The sequence below is a fragment of the Achromobacter aegrifaciens genome, from assembly GCF_902859735.1.
Taxonomy (GTDB): domain Bacteria; phylum Pseudomonadota; class Gammaproteobacteria; order Burkholderiales; family Burkholderiaceae_B; genus Achromobacter; species Achromobacter aegrifaciens.
Genome location: NZ_CADIJY010000001.1, coordinates 915254 through 939917, shown reverse-complemented (window position 1 = coordinate 939917; position 24664 = coordinate 915254). Strand labels below are relative to the sequence as shown.

The 24664-nt window shown below is 66.6% G+C and carries 19 protein-coding genes; 15 read left to right on the top strand and 4 right to left on the bottom strand.

The features are described from left to right. The first annotated feature begins 52 nt into the window (after positions 1–52). The 6 genes from HV766_RS04215 (at position 53) to phnE (HV766_RS04190) (ending at position 5342) form a co-directional block, all read left to right on the top strand. Positions 53–868, top strand: a complete 816-nt coding sequence (locus tag HV766_RS04215) for an HAD-IIB family hydrolase (protein WP_054451930.1) — start codon at positions 53–55, stop codon at positions 866–868. 12 nt (positions 869–880) lie between these two features. Next, entirely contained in the window at positions 881–1699 is an 819-nt protein-coding gene (locus HV766_RS04210; protein WP_054451931.1) for an IclR family transcriptional regulator, read from the top strand. Positions 1700–1864: 165 nt separating this feature from the next. Further along, positions 1865–2863, top strand: coding sequence for a phosphate/phosphite/phosphonate ABC transporter substrate-binding protein (phnD, locus tag HV766_RS04205; protein WP_054451932.1), 999 nt, complete (start codon positions 1865–1867; stop codon positions 2861–2863). 6 nt (positions 2864–2869) lie between these two features. Further along, entirely contained in the window at positions 2870–3640 is a 771-nt protein-coding gene (phnC, locus tag HV766_RS04200) for a phosphonate ABC transporter ATP-binding protein (RefSeq protein WP_054451933.1), read from the top strand. Next, complete coding sequence (phnE, locus tag HV766_RS04195; RefSeq protein ID WP_054451934.1) at positions 3637–4521, top strand: phosphonate ABC transporter, permease protein PhnE; 885 nt, start codon at positions 3637–3639, stop codon at positions 4519–4521. Before phnC ends, phnE (HV766_RS04195) begins: the two co-directional genes overlap by 4 nt. Next, entirely contained in the window at positions 4518–5342 is an 825-nt protein-coding gene (gene phnE / locus HV766_RS04190; RefSeq protein WP_119449618.1) for a phosphonate ABC transporter, permease protein PhnE, read from the top strand. Before phnE (HV766_RS04195) ends, phnE (HV766_RS04190) begins: the two co-directional genes overlap by 4 nt. A gap of 69 nt (positions 5343–5411) precedes the next feature. Here phnE (HV766_RS04190) and HV766_RS30175 read toward each other — a convergent pair whose 3' ends face one another. Next, positions 5412–11363, bottom strand: coding sequence for an autotransporter domain-containing protein (locus tag HV766_RS30175; protein WP_254593270.1), 5952 nt, complete (start codon positions 11361–11363; stop codon positions 5412–5414). A 340-nt stretch (positions 11364–11703) separates the two neighbouring features. Between HV766_RS30175 and HV766_RS04150 the strand changes: the two genes are divergently transcribed. After that, entirely contained in the window at positions 11704–13362 is a 1659-nt protein-coding gene (locus HV766_RS04150; RefSeq protein ID WP_175180624.1) for a CYTH and CHAD domain-containing protein, read from the top strand. Positions 13363–13440: 78 nt separating this feature from the next. Here HV766_RS04150 and ftsY read toward each other — a convergent pair whose 3' ends face one another. Then, positions 13441–14820, bottom strand: a complete 1380-nt coding sequence (gene ftsY / locus HV766_RS04145; RefSeq protein ID WP_175180623.1) for a signal recognition particle-docking protein FtsY — start codon at positions 14818–14820, stop codon at positions 13441–13443. On the opposite strand from ftsY, the gene rsmD reads away from it, so the two are divergent. The 4 genes from rsmD (at position 14819) to HV766_RS04125 (ending at position 17544) form a co-directional block, all read left to right on the top strand. Further along, entirely contained in the window at positions 14819–15385 is a 567-nt protein-coding gene (gene rsmD / locus HV766_RS04140; protein ID WP_054451938.1) for a 16S rRNA (guanine(966)-N(2))-methyltransferase RsmD, read from the top strand. The two genes, ftsY and rsmD, sit on opposite strands and share 2 nt — an antisense overlap. A 58-nt stretch (positions 15386–15443) precedes the next feature. Next, positions 15444–15947, top strand: a complete 504-nt coding sequence (gene coaD / locus HV766_RS04135; RefSeq protein WP_013396175.1) for a pantetheine-phosphate adenylyltransferase — start codon at positions 15444–15446, stop codon at positions 15945–15947. A 125-nt stretch (positions 15948–16072) separates the two neighbouring features. Beyond that, positions 16073–16324 carry a YfhL family 4Fe-4S dicluster ferredoxin gene (locus HV766_RS04130; RefSeq protein WP_042795127.1) on the top strand — a complete coding sequence of 84 codons (252 nt, stop codon included), beginning with the start codon at positions 16073–16075 and terminating at the stop codon, positions 16322–16324. Next, a complete protein-coding gene (locus HV766_RS04125) occupies positions 16321–17544 on the top strand; it encodes a benzoate/H(+) symporter BenE family transporter (protein ID WP_175161370.1) in 1224 nt (407 codons plus the stop codon). Before HV766_RS04130 ends, HV766_RS04125 begins: the two co-directional genes overlap by 4 nt. A 22-nt stretch (positions 17545–17566) precedes the next feature. On the opposite strand, the gene HV766_RS04120 is transcribed toward HV766_RS04125, so the two are convergent. Together HV766_RS04120 and HV766_RS04115 are read right to left on the bottom strand one after the other, a co-directional pair. Next, a complete protein-coding gene (locus HV766_RS04120; RefSeq protein WP_054451940.1) occupies positions 17567–17953 on the bottom strand; it encodes an MOSC N-terminal beta barrel domain-containing protein in 387 nt (128 codons plus the stop codon). Then, positions 17950–20469 carry an AsmA family protein gene (locus tag HV766_RS04115; protein ID WP_175161368.1) on the bottom strand — a complete coding sequence of 840 codons (2520 nt, stop codon included), beginning with the start codon at positions 20467–20469 and terminating at the stop codon, positions 17950–17952. The genes HV766_RS04120 and HV766_RS04115 overlap by 4 nt, the downstream gene beginning before the upstream one ends. 393 nt (positions 20470–20862) lie before the next feature. On the opposite strand from HV766_RS04115, the gene HV766_RS04110 reads away from it, so the two are divergent. The 4 genes from HV766_RS04110 to HV766_RS04095 all read left to right on the top strand — a co-directional run bounded on the left by HV766_RS04110 (position 20863) and on the right by HV766_RS04095 (position 24196). Beyond that, complete coding sequence (locus HV766_RS04110) at positions 20863–22461, top strand: MDR family MFS transporter (protein WP_175180622.1); 1599 nt, start codon at positions 20863–20865, stop codon at positions 22459–22461. 3 nt (positions 22462–22464) lie between these two features. Continuing rightward, positions 22465–22908, top strand: a complete 444-nt coding sequence (locus HV766_RS04105; RefSeq protein ID WP_054451943.1) for a MarR family winged helix-turn-helix transcriptional regulator — start codon at positions 22465–22467, stop codon at positions 22906–22908. Between the two features lie 118 nt (positions 22909–23026). Continuing rightward, on the top strand, positions 23027–23782 hold the full coding sequence (locus tag HV766_RS04100) for a sulfite exporter TauE/SafE family protein (RefSeq protein ID WP_175161364.1): 756 nt from the start codon (positions 23027–23029) through the stop codon (positions 23780–23782). Positions 23783–23818: 36 nt separating this feature from the next. After that, complete coding sequence (locus tag HV766_RS04095) at positions 23819–24196, top strand: SH3 domain-containing protein (protein ID WP_175180621.1); 378 nt, start codon at positions 23819–23821, stop codon at positions 24194–24196. Positions 24197–24664 lie beyond the last annotated feature (468 nt).

Below are 24664 nucleotides of genomic sequence, written 5' to 3'. Positions count from 1 at the left end.
TAAACTTTCGCCCGGAGACCACCCCTAAAAAACCGAGCCAAGGAAACCCCACATGCAAGCCCTTGCGGCCATGCCTTTGACCGTCGCGGCGGCCGTCCGCGTCGTGCTGACCGACATCGACGACACGCTGACCACCGAGGGCCGCCTGCCGGCGGACGCCTATGCGGCGCTGGAGCGCCTGGAACAGGCCGGCATCCAGGTCGTGCCCATTACCGGCCGCCCCGCCGGCTGGTGCGACCACATCGCCCGCATGTGGCCGGTGCGCGCCGTGGTCGGCGAAAACGGCGCCTTCTATTACGCCTATGACCGCCAGGCCCGCCGCATGACCACCCACTACTGGACCGACGCCGCCTCGCGCCAGGCCAGCCGCCGGAAGCTGGACGCCATCCGCGACCGCGTCCTGGCCGAAGTGCCCGGCGCCGCCGTGGCCAGCGACCAGGACTACCGCGTGGCCGACCTGGCCATCGATTTCTGCGAGGACGTGCCCGCCCTGCCCGATACAGCGATCACCCGGATTGTCCAGATCTTCGAGGAAGCCGGCGCCCAGGCCAAGGTCAGCTCCATCCACGTCAACGGCTGGTTCGGCGACTACGACAAACTCACCATGACGCGCACCATGTTCCAGCGCGAGTTCGGCGCGGACGTGGCCGGCGCCCTGGACAGCACCCTGTTCATCGGCGACTCGCCCAACGACGAACCCATGTTCGCCTACTTCCCGATTTCGGTCGGCGTGGCCAACATCCAGGCCCAGCTGCACCGCCTGACGCACCGCCCCGCCTTCGTCGCCGCCTACCATGGCGGCGCGGGCTTCGTGGAAATGGCCGACCGGCTGCTGGCCGCGCGGTCCCCCCAAGCACAGCCGGCCTGAGGTCCGCATACCGTGGCGACATCCCCTTCCGCTTCCTCTCCGGCCGCCAACGACGGCCGCCGCAGCATCCAGTCGATCGAGGTGGGCGTGCCGCTGCTGGCCGCCCTGGTCGACGCCGGCAAGCCCCTGACCCTGCGCGACCTGGCCGCGGGCGCCGGCATGACCTCGGCCAAGGCGCACCCCTACCTGGTCAGCTTCATCCGCGTCGGCCTGGTGCAGCAGGACGCCATCACCGGCCAGTACGAACTGGGCCCCTTCGCTCTGCAGATGGGCTTGGTCAGCCTGCAGCGCCTGGACCCCGTGCGCGTCGCCATGCCGGAAATCGCCAAGCTGCAATCGGAAATCGGCCACACGCTGGGCATTGCCGTGCTCGGTTCGCACGGCCCCACCATGATCCACATGACCGAAGCCAGCTACCCGGTCCACGTGAACATGCGCAAGGGCACGGTGATGTCCATGCTGCACACGGCCACTGGCCTGGTGTTCGCGGCCTGGCTGCCGCCCAAGGTCAGCGAGCACTACATCGCGCGCGAGGAAGGCGACACGGCCGTCATCGCCAGCATGCCGCCGCCGCGCAAGGCGTCCCGCGCCAACATCGAGGCGCAACTGGCCGACATCCGCGTGCACGGCATGGCGCGCGCCCTGGGCAACCCGCTGCCAGGCGTGGACGCGCTGTCGGTGCCGGTCTTCGACAACACCGGCAATATCGCCCTGGCCCTGACCAGCCTGGGCCCCACGGGACTGTTCGATGTGGCCTGGGACGGCGCCATCGCCCGGCCGCTGCTGGCCTGCGCGCAGGAAATCTCGCGCAAGCTCGGTTACCGGAGCTGAGCCAAACGGCGAATTTCGCGCAAAAACGAACATAAATCGAACAAAGCGAACAAAAGCCGAAAAGAAACACAGGGACTTTCCCGAGTGCGTCCCCTCCTCTTCCATGTTTGAATTCAGGTTGAATTAAGTGACACGTCACACAAACAAAGAAAGAGGAGACACAAGATGCAAGCTCTGCGCCTGCTTCAAGCGGCCACGCTGGCCGCCTTCGCCCTGGGCACGTCCGCCGCGCAAGCCGCCGACGCCTGCACCAACCGCGGCGACCTGGACCAGATGTACTGCGACGCCAACAAGGACCTGGTGGCCGACACGCCCACCGATCCGGCCAAGCTGAAGACCCCGTCCACCCTGGTGTTCACCTACACCCCGGTGGAAGACCCGGCGGTCTACGAAGACATCTTCAAGCCCTTCACCAAGCACCTGTCCGAATGCACGGGCAAGCGCGTGGTGTTCTATCAGGTGCAGAGCAATGCCGCGGAAATCGAGGCCATGCGCTCGGGCCGCCTGCACGTGGGCGGCTTCTCGACCGGCCCCACCGCCTTCGCCGTGAACATCGCGGGCGCCGTGCCCTTCGCGGTCAAGGGCTATGCCGACGGCTTCCAGGGCTACAACCTGATCGTCATCGTCAAGAAGGACAGCCCCTACCAGAAGCTGACCGACCTGAAGGGCAAGAAGCTCGCGCACACCGCCCCCTCGTCGAACTCGGGCCACATGGCGCCGGTCGCGCTGTTCCCCAAGGAAGGCCTGACTCCCGACAAGGACTACAAGGTCATCTTCTCCGGCAAGCACGACCAGTCCGTCATGGGCGTGAACTCCGGCGACTACGACGCCGCTGCCGTGGCCTCGGACGTGTTCAAGCGCATGGTCGAGCGCGGCCAGGTCAAGGAAGCCGACTTCCGCGTGATCTACAAGAGCGAGAAATTCCCGACCTCGTCGTTCGCCTACGCGCATGACCTGGAGCCCAAGTTCCGCGACCAGATGCTCAAGTGCTTCTACGACTACCGCTTCCCCGCGGAAATGTCCAAGGCCTTCGACGGCGCCGACCGCTTCTACCCGGTGACCTACGAGAAGGACTGGGCCATCGTGCGCCAGGTCGCCGAATCCGGCGGCGAGAGTTTCAACCGCGCTGCCTACGACCGCGAATCCGCCAAGAGCAAGAAGTAATTCCGTATGACGACGTCGCTACGCATTTCCGGCCTGGTGAAGGAATACCGGGCCGGCCGGCCGGTACTCAACGGCATCGACCTGCAGATCGCGGGACAGGGGCTTACAGCCATCATCGGCCCCTCGGGCACCGGTAAAAGCACGCTACTGCGTTGCATCAACCGGCTGATCGAACCCACCAAGGGCGAGATCGTGCTGCAGTCGAAGGACGGGTCCGTGGACCTGGCCCGCGTGCGCGGCGCGTCGTTGCGCCGCGCGCGCCGCCGCATCGGCATGGTGTTCCAGGAATACAACCTGGTCGAACGGCTGACGGTCATGGAAAACCTCCTGACCGGACGGCTGGGCTACACCTCCGCCGTGAAGGCCTGGATGCGCCGCTTCGAGCCCGAGGACATCCAGCACGCCTACAAGCTGCTGGACACCGTGGGCCTGGCGGGTTTCGCCGACCAGCGCGCCGATGCGCTGTCGGGTGGCCAGCGCCAGCGCGTGGGCATTGCCCGCGCGCTGATGCAGCGCCCGCAGCTGCTGCTGGCCGACGAGCCCACGTCCTCGCTCGACCCCAAGACCTCCGTCGAGATCATGGAACTGCTGTCCGAACAGGGCAGCGCCACGGGCATTCCCGTTATCGTCAACATCCACGACGTCGAACTCGCCCGCCGCTACGCCACGCGCATCGTCGGCATGTCCGGCGGCCATGTGGTCTATGACGGCGACGGCCAGGGGCTGGACGCCGCCATGCTCAAGACCATCTACGGAGGCGAGTCTTGGCTGGAATGATCCCACCCAAGGGCGCCCGCCCCTTCGCCATGTCCGGGCGCGCCAAGGCCGGCGTGCTGCTGCTGCTGGCCTACACGCTGTATGCGGGCGCGCAGCTGGACTTCAGCTGGGCGCGCTTCGAAACCGGCATGGGGCACGCGTCGACGTTCCTGGCGCGCATGTTTCCGCCCAACTTCGAAAAGCCCGCCACCTTGTGGAAGGGCATCGCGGAAAGCCTGGAGATCGCGGTGCTGGCCTCGGTGCTTGGCATCATCATCGCGCTGCCCATCGGTTTGCTGGGCGCGCGCAACATGATGCCCACCTGGGTATCGTGGCCCGCCCGCGCCATCGTGGCCCTGTGCCGCGCGCTGCACCCCGTCATCGTCGCCATCCTGTTCGTCAAAGCCGTGGGCTTTGGCGCGCTGGCCGGCATCCTGGCGCTGACGGTCGCCTCGGTCGGCTTCATCGGCAAGCTGTTCACCGAGGCCATCGAAGAGATTTCGTTAAAGCAGGTGGAAGCCGTGCGCGCCACGGGCGCCTCGTTCGCCAACGTCATCATCTTCGGCGTGCTGCCGCAGGTATTCGCCCGCTTCATCGGCTTTGCCACCTACCAGTTCGACTCCAACCTGCGCAACTCCACCATGGTGGGGATCGTGGGCGCGGGCGGCGTGGGCGGCACGCTGTTCTCGGCGTTCCAGCGCTTTGACTACGATTTCGTCAGCGCCATCCTGCTGACCCTGATCGCCATCATCATGCTGGGTGAAATCCTGGCCGGCTTCGTGCGCGCCGTGTTCCTGGACAACCTGGGATTCGAACGCATCCTGCAAGGCCGCTTCGCGGGAGCGCGCGGCATCGGCAGCGGCGCAACTCCGGTCAAGCGCCGTGCGGAGGTGGACGAATGAACGCCCACGCATCCACCTTCAATCCACCGGGTTCGCCGCGCGTCTGGCAACGCTACAGCATGGGCCAGCGCCTGCTGCGCTTCGCGCTCTACCTGCTGGTGGTCGCGGCCATCGTGCAGGCGATCCGCGGCGTCGAGATCATTCCGGAGTTCCTGTACGACGCGCCCGAGCAGATGGCCGATCTGTTCCAGCGCATGTGGCCGATAGACTGGGCCTACTACCCGGAAGGCGTGCACGGCGCGCTGATCGAAACGCTGCACATCGCCACGCTGGGCACCATCCTGTCCGTGGTGATGGCGGTGCCGGTGGGCCTGCTGGCGGCCAACAACCTCACGCCCAGCAAGACCGTCAACATGCTGGCCAGGCTGATCCTGGTGTCCAGCCGTTCGGTCAATTCGCTGGTGTGGGCGCTGCTGTTCATCGCCATCTTCGGGCCCGGCGCGCTGGCCGGCACGCTGGCCATTGCGTTCCGCTCCATCGGCTTCGTCGGCAAGCTGGTGGGCGAAGCCATCGAGGAAGCGCAGCGCGGCCCGATCGAGGCCGTCACCGCCACCGGCGCCAGCAAGGCATCCGTGATCTGGTACGCCTACTGGCCGCAGATCCGCCCCGCCTTCTGGTCCATCGTGCTGCTGCGCTGGGACATCAACGTGCGCGAATCGGCGGTACTTGGCCTGGTGGGCGCCGGCGGCATCGGCATGGCGCTGGACACGGCTCTGAACCTGTTCCAGTGGGACCGCGTGGCGTTGGTACTGGCTGCCATCTTCGCCGTGGTCGTGGTGGCCGAAATCATCATCACCCAGGTCCGCAAACGCATCCTCTGACGCGTCCGCGGATCCCTACAGCGTTCCTTTGCTCCGCCCGGAAACGGGCGGTTTTTTTTCGCCCACATATCAGAACCGCACGCTCACCCCTGCCCTGACGCCGTGATCTTGCGCCCCGCTGGCGAGCTGTCCTTGGTAGGACAGATCGAACGACACCTTGCGCGACACCTGCACGTCCAGCCCCGCTTCCAGCACCGCGCTGTTCTTCGCGATGGGAACGCCGGCCACGGTAAAGGCATCGCCCGCCGCGAAAGCCTGGGTGGCGGTGGGCTTCAAGTCGCCAAAGGCGTAGCGCCAGCCCAGCGATCCGCGAGCCGTGGCTTGCGCGCCGCCCAGTTCGAAGCTGGACATGAGCCGCGAACCCAGTGTCGTGTACGTGGTCTCGGTGGTCTGGCTGTTCGCGCGCAGCGCCGCCGCGCCGCCGCTCTCGCTGTAGCCGTCGGTCTTGAGGTTGACGTAGGCCAGGTTGGCGAACGGCTCCAGCGCAGCGACGCGCGTGTCGATGCGATAGCTGAGGTCGGCAAACGCCTGAACGGTGCGGCCGTCGTAGTTGGCCTTGAGGCTGTCGGAGTAGCCGGGCATGGATACCGAGCGCCGAGTCGCGATGTCGTGCCAGCTGTAGGCCAGCCCGCCGCGCAGGCCCACCGCGCCCCACTGGCCGCCGCCGTAGGCCCCGAGATGGTAGTTGTCGCTGTCGCCCGATGACGCGCGATCGCGCACGTCGAAATCCGTGCGGGTGTAGCCCGCCATCAGGCCCAGCCGCCAGGCATCGGACACCGGCGCATCCACGCCCAGCAGAAAGCCGCCGGTCGAGCTCTTGACCTGGGCAGCATTGCCGTCGCCGTCGGTCTGGCGCCAGGAACCCAGGCCCTGTATCCAGCTGGCGGGCCCCGTCGCCGTTGCCGGAGCCAGGCGGGCGCCGCCCCCTGCGGACGCCAGCACCGGCGTCGCCGACGCGCCGACCGCGCCCGCGGCCGAGCGCAGGCGCTCGCTGGCGGCGTCGCGCACATAGCGGCTGTCTTCGAGCAGCACGGTCTTGGCCGACGCGTGGATTTCGCCGGATAGCTGGTCGAAGCTGGAACGCAGCAAGCCCTTGTCGTCCGGCAGCACGGCGAACGCGTCGTAAAGCCCATTGCCCGCCGCCATGCCGATGCTGTCGATGGCGCCCGCCGCCGCGCGCTGGTTGCGCGTGTCGGCGGCCGTGGTCATCGCGGTGCCGTTGCGCGCCAATTCCAACGACACTCGGCCCGCGCCGTAGTCGTAGCCGAGTTTCGGCGTCAGGAAGGCATAGTCGGACGTCACCGTATCGAACCGGCCGGACAAGGCGCCGTCGGCCGCCAGTATCGTGTAGACGGAACGCAGCCCGTAGTCGCCGCCGATACCGATATGCGCGACCGAGCCACCATTGATCGTGGCATTGCCCGTGACATGGATAAGGTCGGCATCGGCGCCCTGCGGATTGGTTTCCACGGCGTAGCGCGCGCCGCTCTCGATGACGAGATCGCCGTCGACGGTCAGCGTGCCGATGGAATTCCCTGGCGCCAGCGTGCCGCCGGCCGCCACGGTCACCACCGAGCCAGCGCCCGAGCCCACTGTGCCGCGGCCTCCGAGCACGCCGCCCTGGCCGATATTGAGCGCGCCGCCAAGTTTGCCGTTCAAGGCCAGCCGGCCGCCCTGAATCGTGGTGCTGCCGGTAAAGCCCGAGCTGTCGCCGCTCAGCGCCAGCGTCCCCGCGCCGCTCTTGACCAGCGCGCCGCCACCGGAGATGGCGCCGCCGAACGTTGCGTTCGCGCCTTGTTCGAACACCAAGGAGCCATTGTTGTCGACATTGCCCCGGATCGACCCGACATCGCCGATTAGCGTGCCTTCCCGGATGACGGTATTGCCGTAGGCGTTGCCCGCGTTGTCCAGTCGCAGCGTGCCGGCTCCGGTCTTGATCAGGTCGGCGTTGCCCAAGACTGTGCCGACCAGCCCCAGCGTTGCGCCGCCAGCCACCTCGAAGCGCCCGGCCTGGGTCAGCGTCATGGCACGCGCGGTATCGAAGGACGCCGATGCCGCCAGTGTGCCGCCACCGAATGCCACGCCGCCAGAAGCCGCGCCCAGGTTCGCATCGCTTGCAACCTGCAACGTGCCCCCGGCTATCGTGGTGCCGCCGCTATAGGTGTTGTTGCCGCTCAGGACCAACGTGCCGGCGCCGGCCTTGAGCAGCGATCGTCCGCTCCAGGCCGTCGCGGCGTTGGCCGCCTGGTCTGCCAGATCCGCGCCGACTACGAACCGGTTGGCGGCATCGCTCAGCGTGAACGTGCCGTGCGCCAGATTGTTGTTGGCGGTCCAGCTCAGGTCGTAGCTGGCGAGGTATTGCAGGCCATCGGCCGACTTGCGCGTGTTGACCGTGAGGTAATCCACCGCGCCGCTGAAGCCGCCCACGCGCACCGACCCGAAGTCGCCGCGAATGCCGCCACGGGTGTCGATCAGCACCTTGTCGAGCTGGCTGGCGCTGCCTATGCCGCTGAGGGCGAAGGCGACGCCCTCGCCCAGCGTCAGCCCGCCCGCCTGCAAGGACGGGCCGCCCGCGCCGGCTGCGATATCCAGGGCTGTGCCATCCGCCAGATTGACATTGCCCGCCACCGCCAGCGACGCCGGCCCCTGCACCGACAAGGCGCTGCCCGCTGCGCCGACGTTCAAGTCCCCTGTCAGACTATTGGCTGCGCCGGCTACGCCGTCGCCATATTGCAGGACGCCGCCCGTGACTTCGGCCGAGCCGCCCAGCGAACCTTGCACCACGAGCCTTCCGCCGGACACCGTGGTCTTGCCGAAGTAGGAGGAACTGTTGCCAGCCAGGCTCAGCGTGCCCGCGCCCTTCTTTACGAGCGCGCCGTCGCCCGAGATGGCGCCGGCAAAGCGCGCATCGGCGGTCTGCTCGAACACCAGCCTGCCGATGCTGTTGATGTCGACGTTGCCCGAGATCGAACCGGCATGGCCGACCAGGGTGCCAGCGCGCACCCAGGTATTGCCGTAGGCGTTGGCCCCGTTGTCCAGACGCAGCGTGCCGGCGCCGGACATGAACAGATCGCCGCTGCCCGTGACGGCGCCGAGCAACCCCAGCGTCGTGCCGGCGGCCACGTCAAAACTGCTTGCCTGCGTCAGTGCGACCGCCCGCGCGGTATCGAAGCTGCCCATGGTCGCCAAGGTGCCCCCGTCGAAACGCAAGCCGCCGGACGCAGCGCCAAGGCTCGCATCGCTCGACACCTGCAACCGGCCACCTGCAATCAACGTACCGCCGCCATAGCTGTTGTTACCGCTGAGAACCAGCGTGCCGCCGCCGCTCTTGGCCAGCGCGCCCGCGCCCGAGACCGCGCCGGTCAGGCCCAGCGTGGCGCCCGCGGCCACATCGAATCGCCCCGACTGCGCCAAGGCGACCGTGCGCGCGATGTCGAAGGTGGCCGTGGCCGCAAGCGTGCCGTCACCGAAGGCCAGGCCGCCGGCCGTCGCCCCCAGGTTGGCATCGCGGTCGATCTGCAGCGTGCCGCTGGCGATCATCGTCCCCCCGCCGTGGCTATTGCTGCCGCTCAACACCATCGTGCCCGCGCCGCTCTTGACCAGGGCTCCCGCGCCCGCCACCGCGCCGCTCAGGCCCAGCGTGGTGTCCGCCGTCACGTCGAAACGTCCGCTCTGCGCCAGCGTGACGGCGCGCGCGGTGTCGAAGCTGGCGGTGGTCGCCAGCGTACCGTCGCCAAACCGCAGTCCCCCGGCGGCAGCGCCCAGGTTGGCATCGCTATCGACCTGCAACGTGCCGCCCAGGATGGCCGTGCCGCCGCTGTACGTGTTGGCGCCTTGCAGCACCAGCGTGCCCGCGCCGGCCTTGGTCAAGCTCTTGCCGTCCCAACCGGCGGCGGCATTGGCTGCCTGGTCGGAAAGCGGCACTTCCAGCGTGAACCGGTTCGACGCATCGGCCAGCGTGAAAGTGCCATGGGCCAGGTTGTTGTTGGCGGTCCAGCTCAGGCCGTAGGTGGCGAGGTACTGCTTGTTGTCCGCGGACTTGCGTGTGTTGACGGTGAGATAGTCGACCTCTCCGGTAAAGCCGCCCACGTTGACGGCGCCGAAATCACCGTCGATGCCGCCTGTGGGCGCCTCGATCAACACGGTATCGAGCGCGTTCTTGTCGCCGATGCCGCTCAGCCTGAACACCACGCCATCGCCCAGCGTGACCTTGTTTGCCTGCAACAGCGGGCTGCCCGTGCCGGCCATCAAGTCCAGCACGGTGCCATCGGCCATTTCCATGTCGCCCGTGACCGCCAGCGTGGCGCCCCGATGCACCGCCAGCGTGCTGCCGGTGCCTGAGACATTCAGGTTGCCGCTCAGGGTGTTGGCCGCGCCCGTGGCGCCGTCTCCGTACTGCAAGACCCCGCCCGTGACGGCGGCCGAACCTCCCAACTGGCCCAGCACCACCAGCTTGCCGCCCGACACCGTGGCCCTGCCCCGGAATGAACTATTGGCGCCCGTCAGCAACGTGGTGCCGGCGATCTGGTTCAGACTATGTGTGCCGGCGCCTGTGCTCAACAGCGGCGTCGAAAACGTGTAGGCGGACTCGGTATGGTTGAAGTTCACGGTGGCAATGCCGGCGCCGAACTGGATCGCGCTGGCGTTGAGCGTGCCGGCGCCTACGGCCGGCAGCCCCGCCGCCGCGCCGATATTGATCGTGCCGGTGGTGGGAAAGAAAAGAAACCGGTCCTGCGCCAGGGACACGGCCCCTCCGCCGCTCGCGCCAACGCTCACTGTGCCGCCTTGCGCGATCGTCAGGCTGCCCGCCCCCGTTCCCACGCCAAATCCCAGGGTCATCGCGCCGCTGTTGTCCCAGATGGAGCCGGCGCCGCGGACAACAACGTTGCCGCTACCGCTCATGCTGCCCACATAGCTGTCTTTGTTCGAGACGAAGCCCCCCGATTCGATGGTCAGTGTGCCCTGACCGGACACATCGCCCACCCTGAGCTCGCCGTTATTGATCCAGGTTGAACCGCGCCCCGACACCAGGAAGGCGCCATTGCCGTTCTGGATGCGCCCGACAACGCCATCGACGCTGGTCGCATATCCCCCCGCCAGGATCGACACGCTGCCCCTCCCGCCTTCCGAACCAACCAGCAGCACCGCGCGATTGCTCCAGAGCGACCCGACATCGGAAACCGTCACTTTCGCCGCGTCGTTCTGCCGGGCATCCACCGTCGCAAACTGGTTCGAGACCGTGCCGCTACTGAAGATGCTCAGCTCTCCGGGTCCGGCGCCGCCGACAAAAAGGTTGTCCGTCAGTGCCCAGGTCGAGCCGGGGCTGAACACGCTGACCCGGGCCGTGGCGCCGGGAGCTTGCCCGGCATCGATACGTCCTTCGGTGGTGCCCAGAATGTTGAGAATCTGCAGGCTCCCACCCGTGACGGTGGTCTTGCCGACGAAGCCGGAACTGTCGCCGACCAGCCGCGTGGAGCCCGCATAGTGATTGAGCTGATGCGTGCCTGCATCCCTGCTGACCAGCGCCGCGCCGAAGTCGTGGAAGTTGTTGGTGTTGAAGTTCAGCGTACCCGTGCCCGCGCCGAACTGGAGTAGCGATGTCGCCAGGAAGCCAGCGCCCACGGGTGCAGCGCCGGGAGCCGCGCCGATGTTGATCGTCCCATCAGCCGAGGCCGAGTCGGCCAGAATCACCGTGTAGCCCGGCGCTATCGTCACCTGGCCGCCGTCGGCGACGGTCAATGTTCCTACACCGGATATGCCCACATATAGCGGGGTGAAGGCCACCAAATTTGGACCTGAGTAGGGTGCGAAAGTAGCATCGCCGGTAAGGGTGACCATCGGCCCCGCCTGCGCTTGGCCGGCCGCGCCCAGGGCCGCCAGCAGCATCGCCATCAAGGGCAGGCGTCTGCGCGCGGATCTGCTTGCATGGCGGCCGCCCTTGCCTTGCCCTCGCACGTGCTCGCTTACAACCTGCCACAAGCCCGCGCTGCGGTTAAAGACAATGCGATACGTACGGTTCATGGCGCTCTTCTGTAATCGTGGCCCGCTCGGGTTGGCACCAGGCGGACGCGTGTGGAATCGGATGGCGCGGGCCGCGTAACCCGCCGATTACAATTAGAAAAGCGATTCGTAACCATGCATATCACTGAAACTGGGTAATTTCAGGGGTCACGAGTGCTCCAGCACAAACGGTCGCTATTGCACCAGTCCTCTGCCTGGACCAAGGATCCGCGCCCTGCACTCCGGTTGTTGATGCGCCGCAAACACGTTTATGCTCCATGTGAAATAAATATGACCGGTCATCAAATCGCCCGCCCCGTTTGATTAAGATCTCGGCTTTTGCCGTTGGACGCCCGCCGCCATGTCGGAACAGGAATTGAAACTGCACGTGCCTGCGGCCTCGCGCCAGGCGGTGCTCCGAGAGGTCAAGCAGCGCGAGGCGACCCGCATCCGCCTGCACGCCATGTATTTCGATACGCCGGAACGCGAACTTGCGCGGGCCCGCATCGCCATCCGGCTGCGCCAGGAAGGCCGCGACTGGGTGCAGACGCTGAAGATGCCTGGCATCAATGCCATCACGCGCATCGAACTCAATCACCCGCGGCCGGGCCCGGTGCTGGACCTGTCGGTGTATGCCGGCACCGAGGTCGAAGCCGCGCTGGCAGCCATCAAGGGCGAACTGGGCCTGCGTTATGAAACCGATGTGCAGCGGCTGCTGCGCAAGGTCCGCACGCGCTACGGCACGGTGGAACTGGCCTACGACACCGGCATCCTGCGCGCCGGCGCGCTGGAGCTGCCCATCTCCGAACTGGAATTCGAACTGGTGTCGGGCCGCCCCGCCGCTATCTTCGCGGCGGCTCGCGGCTGGCAGCAGCGCCACAGCCTGGTGCTGGACCCGCGCAGCAAGTCCGAACGCGGCGATGCGCTGGCCCAGTTGGCTCAGCGCCTGGCAGATGCAGACGCCATTCCGGGCGATGACCTCGAAGCCCGCCGCGCCCAAGCCATCGCCCAGTTCTGGGCGCCGCGCGGCGCCGCATCGGTCAAGCTGCGCGAAGACATGACGGCGCCCCAGGCCATGGCGCGCATCGCGGCGGAATGCCTGGACCAGATCGCGCGCAACGCCTCGGTGCTGGCCGAGGTCGACACCGAGGGCGTCTACCGCGCCGGCAACTCCGAACACGTGCATCAGCTGCGCGTGGGCGTGCGCCGGCTGCGTTCGGCCTGGAAGCTGTTCGACGGCTGGATCGCACCGATTCCAGACACTCTGCTGCAAGGCGTGCGCACGCACTTCGCCGCCTTCGGCGCCAACCGCGACCAGGACGTGCTGAACGAAACCGTGGCGCCCGCGCTGATGCGCGCAGGCATGCCGGTCATCCCTATGGAAGCCGCGCCCCCGGAACAGGACGCGCGCAGCATCGCCGGCGGCAAGGCCTTCCAGGCCTGGATGCTGGAGCTGCTGGAATGGAGCCTGGACGTGCCGCCGGCCCTGCCTTCCGCGGAAGGCCAGACGATAGCCAACGGCACGCCCCGCGACGCCGCGCCCGAGCCCGCCATCCGGCTGGAAGGCGGCGTGGCGGCGCCCAGCGTCAAACCCACCATCATTCCGATGCTGGCGCCCGAACCCGATCCGCAGCGCCTGCACAAGCAGCTTGCGCGGCGCCTGCACCGCTGGCACAGCAAGGTGGCCGACCAGGGCACGCAATTCGCGACGCTCGACATTCCCACGCGCCACGAACTGCGCAAGCGCGGCAAACGGCTGCGGTACAGCCTGGCATTCGCCGAGTCGCTGCTGCCCGCGGGCAAACTGCGCGGCTATCGCAAGCTGCTGTCGCGCGTGCAGGACGTGCTGGGCGAAATCAACGACCTGGCAGTGGCCAAGGACTACTACGAGTCGTGTACCGCCACCCATCCGCAAGCCTGGTTCGCCCTGGGCTGGATCAGCGCGCGCCTGGAAGAACTGGCGGACGACGCGCAGCAAGCGTTCGACGATCTGGCCGCCAGCAAGCCATTCTGGAAGTGACGCGGGCTTGAACGCAAAAGGGACGGCATGCGCCGTCCCTTTGTTTTTTCCGGCGCATGCGCGCCGGACCCACGGACCTCAATCCGCCAGCAAAGCCCCGGCGAACTCGTCGGCCACGAAGGGCTGCAGGTCTTCCAGGCTTTCGCCCACGCCGATCCAGTACACCGGGATCGGGCGCACGCCCTGGCTGCCCGCGGCCACGGCTGCCAGCGTGCCGCCCTTGGCGGTGCCGTCCAGCTTGGTCACGACCAGGCCGGTCAGATTGATGGCGGCATCGAAGGCGCGGATCTGCGCCAGGGCGTTCTGGCCGGTATTGCCGTCCACCACCAGCAGCACTTCGTGCGGCGCGGCGGCATCCGCCTTGCCGATGACGCGGCGGATCTTCTTCAGCTCTTCCATCAGGTGCAACTGCGTGGGCAGGCGGCCCGCGGTATCCACCATCACCACGCCCATGCCGCGCGCGCGGCCGGCGTTGACCGCATCGAACGCCACAGCCGCCGGATCGCCGCCGTCCTGCGAGATCACCGTCACGTTGTTGCGGCTGCCCCATTCGATGAGTTGCTCGCGCGCGGCGGCGCGGAACGTGTCGCCCGCGGCCAGCAGCACGCTGGCGCCCTGGCGCTGGAAGGTGTGGGCCAGCTTGCCGATGGAAGTGGTCTTGCCGGCGCCGTTGACGCCGGCGATCATGACGACCAGGGGTTGCGTGCGCTTCAGGTCGAAGGCGCGCTCCAGCGGGCGCAGGTGGTCGGCCAGCAGTTGGCGCAAGGCCGCCTTGACCTTGGCGGGGTCCTCGATGCGTTCCTTCTTGACCCGCGCGCGCAGCGCCGTCAGGAGCTTTTCCGTGGCCTCCAGGCCCGCATCGGCCATAATGAGCGCCGATTCGAGTTCCTCGAACAGGTTCTCGTCGACCTTCACGCCGATGAAGATCCCGCCGATGCTCTGGCCCGTACGCGACAGGCCTTGCTTCAAGCGGGACAGCCAGGAAGCCTTCTTGGGGGCTTCGGCGGCGGGCTCGGGGGCTGGGGCTGGCGCCGCAGCCGCAGCCACCGGAGCCGCAACCGGCGCGGGAGCGGCGATCGGAGCTTGCGTTGCCACCACCGGCGCGGGCGCCGCGACAGGAGCGGGGGCCAATGCCGGGGCCGGCGCTGGCGCCGGAACAGGCGCTGGCGCCGATACCGTAGCGGGTGCCGGCGCAACCGGCGCGGGCGTCACGGCCGGCGCCTCATGCGGCGCAGCAACAGGCGCCACAACGGGCGGTGCCGCCGGTGCGGCGACGCCCGGGTCAATGCTCGGTTCGCGGCGCGGTTCGGCGGCCACAGGCGCCGGCGGCGCGGGAGTGACCGGGACGGCGGCGGGCTCGGCAGGCGCGGCTACGGCGTCTGCAGCCTCCGGCGGCGGCGCGGGTTGAACCGGCGCGGCGGGCGGAGGGGATTTTTTCTTGAAGAAGCGGCTAAACATGGGTAACAAGTATATTCGTATCGTCGGGGGCCAATACAGACGCACCCCCATTGCCGTGCCCGACGTGGAGACGCTGCGCCCCACGCCCGACCGGGTGCGCGAGACGCTGTTCAACTGGCTCAATCACCTGTGGGGCGGTGAGTTCGCCGACAAGCAGGTGCTGGATCTATTCGCCGGCAGCGGCGCCTTGGGCTTCGAGGCGGCCTCGCGCGGCGTGGCGCATGTACAGATGGTCGAGCGGGACAAGACCGCTGCGTCCGCGCTGCGGACACTGCGCGACAAGCTCAAAGCCGACATGATACGCATCCACGTGGGCGACGCCATGCAGGTCGCCGAGCGCATGGATGCGTCCCGATTTGACCTGATCCTGCTGGATCCGCCTTTCGGCCAGGGCTGGCTGCCGCGCCTGTGGCCGATTCTGCCAGGCATTCTGACCGAGCATGGGCTAGTCTACGTAGAGGCGGAAAGCCCCATCGAAGCCCCCGAGGGATTCACGATCTTGCGGCAGGACAAGGCAGGCGCGGTCCACTACCACCTGCTGGAATTTGCTGCATTGCGCAAATAGGTCAATAATCCGAGCTTCGGAGGATGGTGTAAACCACAAATAACGGTACGGAGCTCGTATGATCACCGCTGTATATCCCGGCACTTTCGACCCGCTGACCAGAGGCCACGAGGATCTGGTCCGCCGTGCCGCCACGCTTTTCGACAAAGTCGTGGTCGGGATCGCCATTAGCCGCAACAAGAAGCCCTTCTTCAGCATCGACGAGCGCGTGGAAATCGCGCGCGAAGTGCTGGGACACTATCCCAACGTGGAAGTGCAAAGCTTCGGCGGCCTGCTCAAGGACTTTGTGCGCGACCAGGGCGGGCGCGTGATCGTGCGCGGCCTGCGAGCCGTGTCCGACTTCGAGTACGAATTCCAGATGGCCGGCATGAACCGCCATCTGCTGCCCGATGTCGAAACGCTGTTCATGACGCCCTCGGACCAGTACCAATTCATCTCCGGCACCATCGTGCGCGAGATCGCGCAGTTGGGCGGCGACGTGAGCAAGTTCGTGTTCCCGTCCGTCGAGCGCTGGCTCCAGGAAAAAGCCAAGGAACGCCGCGAACAGTCCTGGCCGGGCTGAGCCCCGCCGCAGGTATTGCTCCACCCTCGAAGGGCGCGCAAAGCGCCCTTCTTGCGCTGCGCGGCCCGGGCGCGCGGCGGCGGTACAATGCGCTTAGCCCTACCCGCCCCATACCGCAGCCCGCCATGGCCCTGACCATCACCGAAGAATGCATCAATTGCGACGTTTGCGAGCCCCAGTGCCCGAACGAAGCAATCTCCATGGGCGAGGACTATTACGTCATCGACCCTGACCGGTGCACCGAATGCGTGGGCCATCACGACGAGCCGCAATGCAAGGTCGTGTGCCCCGTGGAGTGCATCGAGCTGCACCCGCAATGGAATGAAGGCCAGGAACAGCTCATGGCCAAATACCGTCGCCTGACCGGTGCCGCATGAGCGACGCCGCGCAGTCCAGCATCAACCTCCCTCCTTCCCGCCACCACGCCCGCCGCGACCTGTCCGCATCGGCCATCGCCGCCGGCCTCGTCGCCGTGCTGGTCAGCTTCGGCGGCACCGCCGTGCTGATGGTGCAGGCAGGCCATACCGCGGGCCTGGATTCGGCGCACATCGGCTCCTGGATCGGCTCGCTCAGCCTGGCGTTCGGCCTGGGCGGCGCCTTGTACAGCCTGCGCACGGGCCTGCCCATCGTCATGGCCTGGTCCACGCCTGGCGCGGCGCTGCTGGTCACCGCGCTGGCCGGCGTTCCCTTCAATGAGGCAATCGGCGCCTTCATCCTGGCCGCCGCGCTGACGTTGGCCTGCGGCCTGTTCGGCTGGATCGATCCCATCCTGCGCCGCATCCCCGGCGAAATCGCCGCGGCCATGCTGGCGGGCGTGCTGCTCAACTTCGGCATGGGCGTCTTCAGCAACATCAAGCAGCAGCCCGCGCTGGTGCTGGCGATGTGCGTCGCCTATCTGCTGTGCCGGCGCTGGGCGCCGCGCTACGCGGTGCTGGTCGTCATGCTGGTGGCCATCGCCATCGCCTTCGGCCTGAACCTGATCCAGCTGGACCTGCTGGACTGGCGCCTCACCGAATTCGTCTGGACCACGCCCGCCTTCAGCGCGCAGGCCGCGGTCAGCCTGGGCATTCCGCTTTTCGTGGTCGCGATGGCCTCGCAGAACCTTCCCGGCCTGGCCATCCTGCAAGCGGCGGGCTACCAGCCGCCCGCCTCGCGCCTGGTGGCGGCCACCGGCCTGCTGGGCCTGCTGGCCGCGCCCTTCGGCGCGCACAGCGTCACGATGGGCGCCATCAGCGCGGCCATCTGCACCGGTCCCGAAGCGCATCCGGACCCGTCCAAGCGCTACATCGCCGCGGCCACCTACGGCCTGGGCTACGTCGTGCTGAGCGTCGTAGCCGGCGCCGTGGCCGTGTTCTTCCAAGCCTTGCCCGCCGCCCTGCTGGCCGCGCTGGCCGGGCTGGCGCTGCTGGGCACCATCATGGGCGGCATGGCCGCGGCCATGGCCAACCCGCAACGCCGCGAAGCCGCGCTCATCACGCTGCTGGCCACGGCATCTGGCTTCAGTTTCTGGGGTATCGGATCGGCCTTCTGGGGCCTTCTGGCAGGCCTGCTGGCCCACGCGGCTTTCGAATTCAAGCGCTCTGGCGCTCAGGCCTGAACGGCCCTTGCGCCCGGCCCGCTCAGGCCGGCCAGGCGGCCACGGGCGTGTCGGGATGCACCTTCATGATGCGGCAAGGCACCTGGACGAAGTTGGAAATCCAGGCCGCGGCCAGTTCCCCTTCGTCGATCACGTCCACCACCTGCTCGCCAACCTTCATGCTGTAGCGCACGCTGTCGTCGTCTTCGATGACGTCCAGCGGAATGTCCATGCGCAGCATGCCAGGCGCCTTCAGCACCAGGTAGCCCAGCCGCAGCTCGACCGAAACGTCGGCCAGCCGCGGACACAGGCTGCGGTTCAGCCACTGCCCGGAATCGTTGGCGACCAGCCATTGCCGGTGATAGCCCGCGGCCTCGGCCTGCGTGGTGACGCCGCACTCGGCCACGGGTTGGAAGTTCTCGGCGTTCATTTGCCCAGCAGTCCCTTCAAAGCCTTGTCGACGGCAGCGCCGCCCTTGCCCTTGCCCGTCACCGCTTCGCGCAGCTTGTTTTCCAGGCTGCGCTGGAGAATGCCGCCGATGGCGTCCTTCCAGAGCACGGTATAGGTCGGCTTGTCGAATGGTCCCTTGACGTGCACGGGGATGGTCACGTCCTTCAGGTCTAGCAGTTCCTTGCCTTCCGGATCGGCTGCCGGATTGACGACGCGGGCTCGCGCCACCAGGTCCAATTCGCTCTTGACGAAGTCAATGGTGGCCGGATCGCCCTGCGTCACACGCAACAGGGGCGACACCACGTTCAGGCGCTTGACCGCGGCCACGCCCTTGGTGAAGGCCAGGTCGGCGTCCATCTCGGAGAATTCCGTCTGCTTGCTGGTGTCGGACGCGACGGTTTCGTTCTGCGATTCCGGTTTGAAGGCGGCCTTCAGTTCGCGCAGCGTCTGCGTCAGGTTGATGCCCTTGACCGCGCCATCGCGCAGGCGCAATTGCATGGTGCCGCCCAGGCCGCTCTTCATGGCGTAGGCATTGGCGCCGGCTGTCTTCAGGTCCAGCGCAAGGCTGCCCGTACCGCTCAGCACGTTCTGGCGCGCCAGGTCCATCAGGAACGGTTCGATGGCGATACCGGCCAGCGACATCTTGGTGGCCAGCTGGTTACCCTGCGCGGCGTCCACCGACAAAGTGCCCGCCAGCTTGCCGCCGTACAGGCCGGCAGTCAGGCTGGAGATATCCAGCTTGCCCTTGTCCAGCTTCACCGCGGCGCCGACGTCGTCGGCCTTCAGGCCGCGCACGACCAGCTTGCCAACCTTGATCGTGCCATTGACGCTGGGACCGATCAGCGCAGACAGGTCGATCGTGTCGTCGGCAGGTTTGGCAGGCGCCGCAGGGGCTGCAGGCTGCGCGGGCTTGCCGTCTTCCTTCTTGGCTTCGGCCGGCTGCTTGGGCGCCGGCTGCGCGGGCGTTGCCGCAACCGGCGGCACCAGCTTGTCCAGGTCCAGCGTATCCACCACCAGCGCGAAATTCACCTTGGGCGCATCGCTCAGCTTGGTAATGTCCGCGCTCAGATCGAACTTGCCGCCTTCCAGCACGGCGTTGATCTTGCTCGTGGCCTGATCCTTCAGCAGATCCGCGGTCACGCTGCCGATCACGGGGATCTGCAGGCTGCCCTTGGGCAGTCCGGGATCGGTGATGTTGACGTCGCCCCGCAAGCCAGACAGGCCGCCGCTGCGCTGCAACAGGTTCAAGGACAGCGGCGAGGCGAAGTTCAGCTTGACGATCCGTTCGCCATTCTTGGACGTGCTGTCCAGCTTGGCTTCCTTGATCTCCAGCTCACCGGCGTTGCCGCTGATGCCGTTCAAGCCGAAACTCGCGTCCAGCCCGCTGATGCGCACGCGGCCCGTCAGCGCCTCACCCGTGGCCGACGCCGGAGAGATATTGAGCGCGGGCGCGTCCACGGCGAATTCGAAGGGACCATCGGCCACGCCGCCCTTGGCGCGTATCGCCAGTTTCTCGATCTGCAGCTGGCTCTTATGCGGGTCGATCGCCAGCTTGGGGATGGCCACGCTGGCATCCACATTGGTCGCGCGCGCAGCGGGATCGGTGACGTCGCCCTGGAACACGACTTCCAGGCCGGCGATGTCCAACGCCGACTTCTGGCCGTTGAAGGCCAGATTGCCGCGCATGGCCAGGCTCTTGGCTTCGGCCCCCGGCAGCTTGCCGTCCATGCGCAGGTCCAGCTTCTGCGCGGCGTAGCGCTTGGCCGACGGATCCAGCGTAAGCAGGGCCTGGCCGGTCAAATTGGCGTCCACGCGCGGATCGCCACCCTCGACGCGTGCGGTCATGCGCACATCGAACGGTTGATTGAAGGTGACGCGGCCGGTGTTGGCGTTGATCTTGGTGACCGCCACCGCCATGCCCGTGATCTCGTCCTGCAGCTGCACCTGGCCGTCCTTCAGGTCCAGCCCGGCGATGTCGATCTGCATGTTGTTGCGCGGCTGCGGCAGGTTGCCGTTGGCGATGGCCTGCACCGCGCTCTGCGCCGCGCCCGCCAAGGCTTCAGCCGGATTGGCCGGCGCCGCCGTGATCGGCGCGGTGCCGCCCACGAGATTGCTGAAATTGAAATGGCCCTGCTTGTCCCGCACCACACGGGCCTTGAAACCGGTGATCGCGACGTGGTCCACCACGAAGCTGTTGGACAGCAGCGGCCACACCGCGACCGCCAGACGGGTGCTATCGATGGAGGCGAAGGTTTCGGAGCTGTCCGGCTCGGACAGCGACACGCCCTGCACCGACAGCCCGATGCGCGGGAAGAGCGACAGCTCGATCTCGCCGTCTATCGTCAGCGTGCGTTGGTAGCGTTGCTGGACAAGCTCTTCCAGCTTGTACTTGTACGCGTTGGGGTCGAATGTCAGCAAGAAGATGGCCAGGCCAACGACGGCCACGACAACCAACACTACCAGGCCTATCAAAATGCGCTTGAACCACGTTTTCATTGCTGCCCCGTCGGTACCTCGACTGGAAATCCTTGAATGCCGTCCGCTGCGCCGGGCGCGCGGAAGGTGCTTTAGCTGCGGAAAAACCGCCAGGCCCATGTAGCCACGGCCTTTCAGGGCGTGCCCGCTCTCTTGCCGAGCCTGGGGCTGCGGCGCCGAAAATGGAATCTGCCAAGGAAAGCCTGATGAAGACGCCAGCCGAGCCAGCGTACAGATAGCGCTATCGTAACAAATCGGGCCGACTTCGCGCGGATGGCCGGGCGCGGCCGCGCAAAATCAACACTATCGGTATCGATGCGGCGTCTCGAAATCCGGCCTCGGACCTGACAACTTTCTGTCTCGCGGATTGTAGGGCTAGAATGATTGATACATCAATCATTGATAGATCCAACAATGTCCGCCCCCGCTACAGGCACCCCGCACTCGCCCGGCCAAGTGCTTCCTTTCCGCCAAACCCTGCTTGCCATGCTGGGCATGTGCTTCGTCATGATGATGGTCGCCATCGATCAGACCGTGGTCGGCACCGCGCTGCCGACCATTGTGGCCGAACTCAAGGGCTTCGAACTGTATGCATGGGTAGCGACGTCTTACCTGCTTACCTCCGTCATCACCGTGCCTATCTTCGGCCGCCTGGGCGACTACTACGGCCGCAAGCCGTTCGTAGTGGCAGCCATCGTATTGTTCACCCTGGCCTCGGCGCTATGCGGCGCGGCCGACAGCATGTTCACGCTGGTCCTGGCGCGGGCGCTGCAAGGCATAGGCGGCGGCATGCTGGTAGGCACGGCGTTCGCGTCCATCCCCGACCTGTTTCCCGATCCCCACGTGCGATTGCGGTGGCAAGTCATGCTCAGTTCCGCCTTCGGCATCGCCAACGCCATCGGCCCGACCCTGGGCGGCGCGCTGACCGAGCACTATGGCTGGCGCTCGGTGTTCTACGTCAACCTGCCCATTGGCCTCCTCGGGCTCTGGTTCGTCGCCCGCTATCTGCCGCATCTGCGCAACCACACGACCGGCCGCGTGCGGCTGGACTGGCAGGGTGCGCTGCTCATCGCCGTGGCGCTGGGCAGCCTGCAACTGCTGGTCGAACTGTTGCCCAAGGAAGGGTTTAGCGCATCCATTCTGCTGCTGGGCGCGGGCAGCGCAGTAGCCTTCGCCCTGCTGTTCTGGTGGGAACGGCGCTGCCCCCACCCGCTGCTGCCGCTGGACATGTTCCGCAACCGCGGCCTCGCCATGCTCTTCACGCTGGCCCTGCTGGTGGGCGTGACCATGTACTCGCTGCTGTTCTACGCGCCGCTGCTGCTGCAAGGCGGCTTCGGGCTGTCGCCCCAGGACGCCGGCCTGCTGATCACGCCAATGGTGGTTTTCATCACGGTGGGCAGCATCGTCAACGGCCGCATCATCACCCGCATCCGCAATCCCAACCGCATGCTGTATGCCGGCTTCATCCTGATGGCGCTCTCGTGCCTGGGCATTGTTACCACCCATAGCTATACGTCACATGCGCTCATCGCCGCATACATGCTGATGGCCGGGCTGGGCATGGGTTTCATCATGCCCAACCTGACGGTCTTCGCGCAGCAGACCGCCGGCCGCAGCCACCTGGGCATCGCCACGGCGCTGCTGCAATCCCTGCGCATGATCGGCGGCATGTTGGGCACGGCGATCGTCGGCACCATGATCAACCACAGCTATTTCAGCGGCGTCGAATCCACGCTGCGCGGCGCTTCCGCCCGCTGGCTGCCAGAGCTGAATGATCCCCAGATGCTCGTCAATCCCGAGGCCCAGACGCAGTTCCTGGCACAATTGGCGCATCAAGGCCAGGACGGAACCTCGCTGATCGAGATCGCGCGCGTCGCGCTCGTCGGCGCCATCCACGAAGGGCAACTCATAGCCCTGGCGGTTGCGGTGTTCGCGCTCTGGTGCGTGCGGCGCGTGCCGCCGGTCCAGTTGATCCGCCCTTCCAAACCAGAGCCGGCCGGCGTCGGAGAATAGCTTTTGCCCAAACAACAACAAGGCTTGCAGGTCATCCAGCACATGGGACAGGCCTACCGCGGCATGCAGAGCGCGTTCAGCAGCACCGTCGGCCACGCCCTGCCCCGTTGGCGCATTTTGCTGGCGCTGCATGAGTGCGGCCAATGTTCGCAGAAGCATCTGGCCGAACGCTGCCGGCTCGATCCCGCGTCGCTCACACGGCAGCTGCAGGCCATGGAAAAAATGGGCTGGATCGCGCGCGCAGTGGATCCGCAGGACAACCGCCTGACCAACGCCAGTCTCACGCCCGTCGGCCAGGCCGTGGTGGATGAAGCCCTGCCCAAGCGGGCGGCGTTCTTCGAGGAGTCGCTCAAGGGGTTGTCGGCCGCGGATATCGACACTTTGAATCGCGTGCTGAGCGTGCTGGAAGCGAATTTCCTGCGGGCGGCGGACAAGGCGCCAAGCTAGCACAGGCTCCGCCGCCATAAGAAGTACGGTATCGGCCCATAGCAAAACACGATTCGCGAGCCATAAGGATCATCCAGAATACAAACCGACTCCCCCACATAAGAACAAAGAGGCGGCAATGGATTCGGTGTATTTGGTGGTGACGCTGGGTGCGGTCATCGCGGGCTTCGTGCAGGGCCTGTCAGGCTTTGCCTTCGGCCTGGTGGCGATGTCGTTCTGGGCCTGGGTGCTGGACCCGCGCCTGGCCGCGACGCTCGCGGTCTTCGGCGCCCTGGTCGGGCAGATCCTCGCCGCCATCACCGTGCGCCGCGGCTTCGATCTGCGGCGATTGCTGCCCTTCGTGATCGGCGGCCTGTTCGGCATTCCGCTGGGCGTGGCGCTGCTGCCGCGCCTGGACATGGACTGGTTCAAGACCATACTCGGCATCCTGCTTGTGATCTGGTGTCCCGCCATGTTGTTGGCCAAGAACCTGCCGAAGATCGCCGCAGGCGGGCGCGCCGCCGATGCGGCCGTCGGCATGGCCGGCGGCGTGCTGGGCGGCATAGGCGGCTTCACAGGCACGCTGCCCACCTTGTGGTGCACCCTGCGCGGATTCGACAAGGACGCGCAACGCGCCATCATCCAGAACTTCAACCTGTCCATGCTGCTGGTGACCATGGGCACGTATCTGGCCAGCGGCATCGTCACGCGCGCCATGCTGCCCATGTTCGCCATCGTCGCCGCCGCCATGCTGGTGCCGGTGTTGCTGGGCGCGAAGCTTTACATAGGCATCAGCGAGGCGCGCTTCCGGCAGATCGTGCTGGGGCTGCTGACGGCTTCCGGAGTCGCGTTGCTGGCCTCGGCGGTGCCGCGGCTGCTGGAGCGCATGGCATAGTTCCGTCCGTGACCGCAATACGGACAATCAATGCCCATGAATTCCGACCGCCGCTACCTCGTCATCCAGACCCACGCCAGCGAGTTCCCCGAACCCATGCTGGTGCGCAAGGGAGATCGCGTCACCGTCGGCGAACGGTACGATGGCCCCGAGGGCTGGCCCGACTGGTATCTGTGCACGCCAGCAGGCCAACAAGCCGGCTTCGTGCCGGCGCAATTCCTGGACCGCCACGCCGACGGCAGCGCCACGATGCTGGAGGCTTTCACCAACAAGGAGCTGGATGTCGCGCAAGGCGAAATGCTGCGCGGAGAGCGCGAACTGAATGGGTGGGTGTGGGCGGTCAGGCTTGGGGATGGAGAGACGGGCTGGGTGCCGCTTGAAAACCTGCGTCTGTGCGATCACACCATCTGCTGATGCGGTCCAACTCGGCCGCTGCCAGTCATCCCGCTATTCGCCGCAACCGATTGTTTCTCATCCCTCATACCGTTCTCGCAAAGCCCTTCCTGGAGCGGCGCGCATCGCTGTTGACGCCTCACCAAAAAAAACACCCCAAAGATCGGACACAGGTCTGATCTTTGGGGTGCTTCGCGGGATGTGCTGTTTCGCTTAGACGTTGAACACACGTTTAAACGTTGATCGGTCGGCAAAGAGCCGTGAATGCTAGGTTTCACGGGGAAATCGGGCCACGGCCTTTGCGGGAATCGCTGGAAGTACCAGTTGTACCCCCAAGGGGGTATCGGGATGATAGATCAGTCTGGATGCGGGTGCCAGAGCTCCACGCGGCAGGATAAAACGGTTATGGCGCAGACCGCATTGTTGGCTGACGCATGGAACGGCACGCGATGAGATGCAGGGGAACGGGCCGCTGTGGCCCAGACCTCG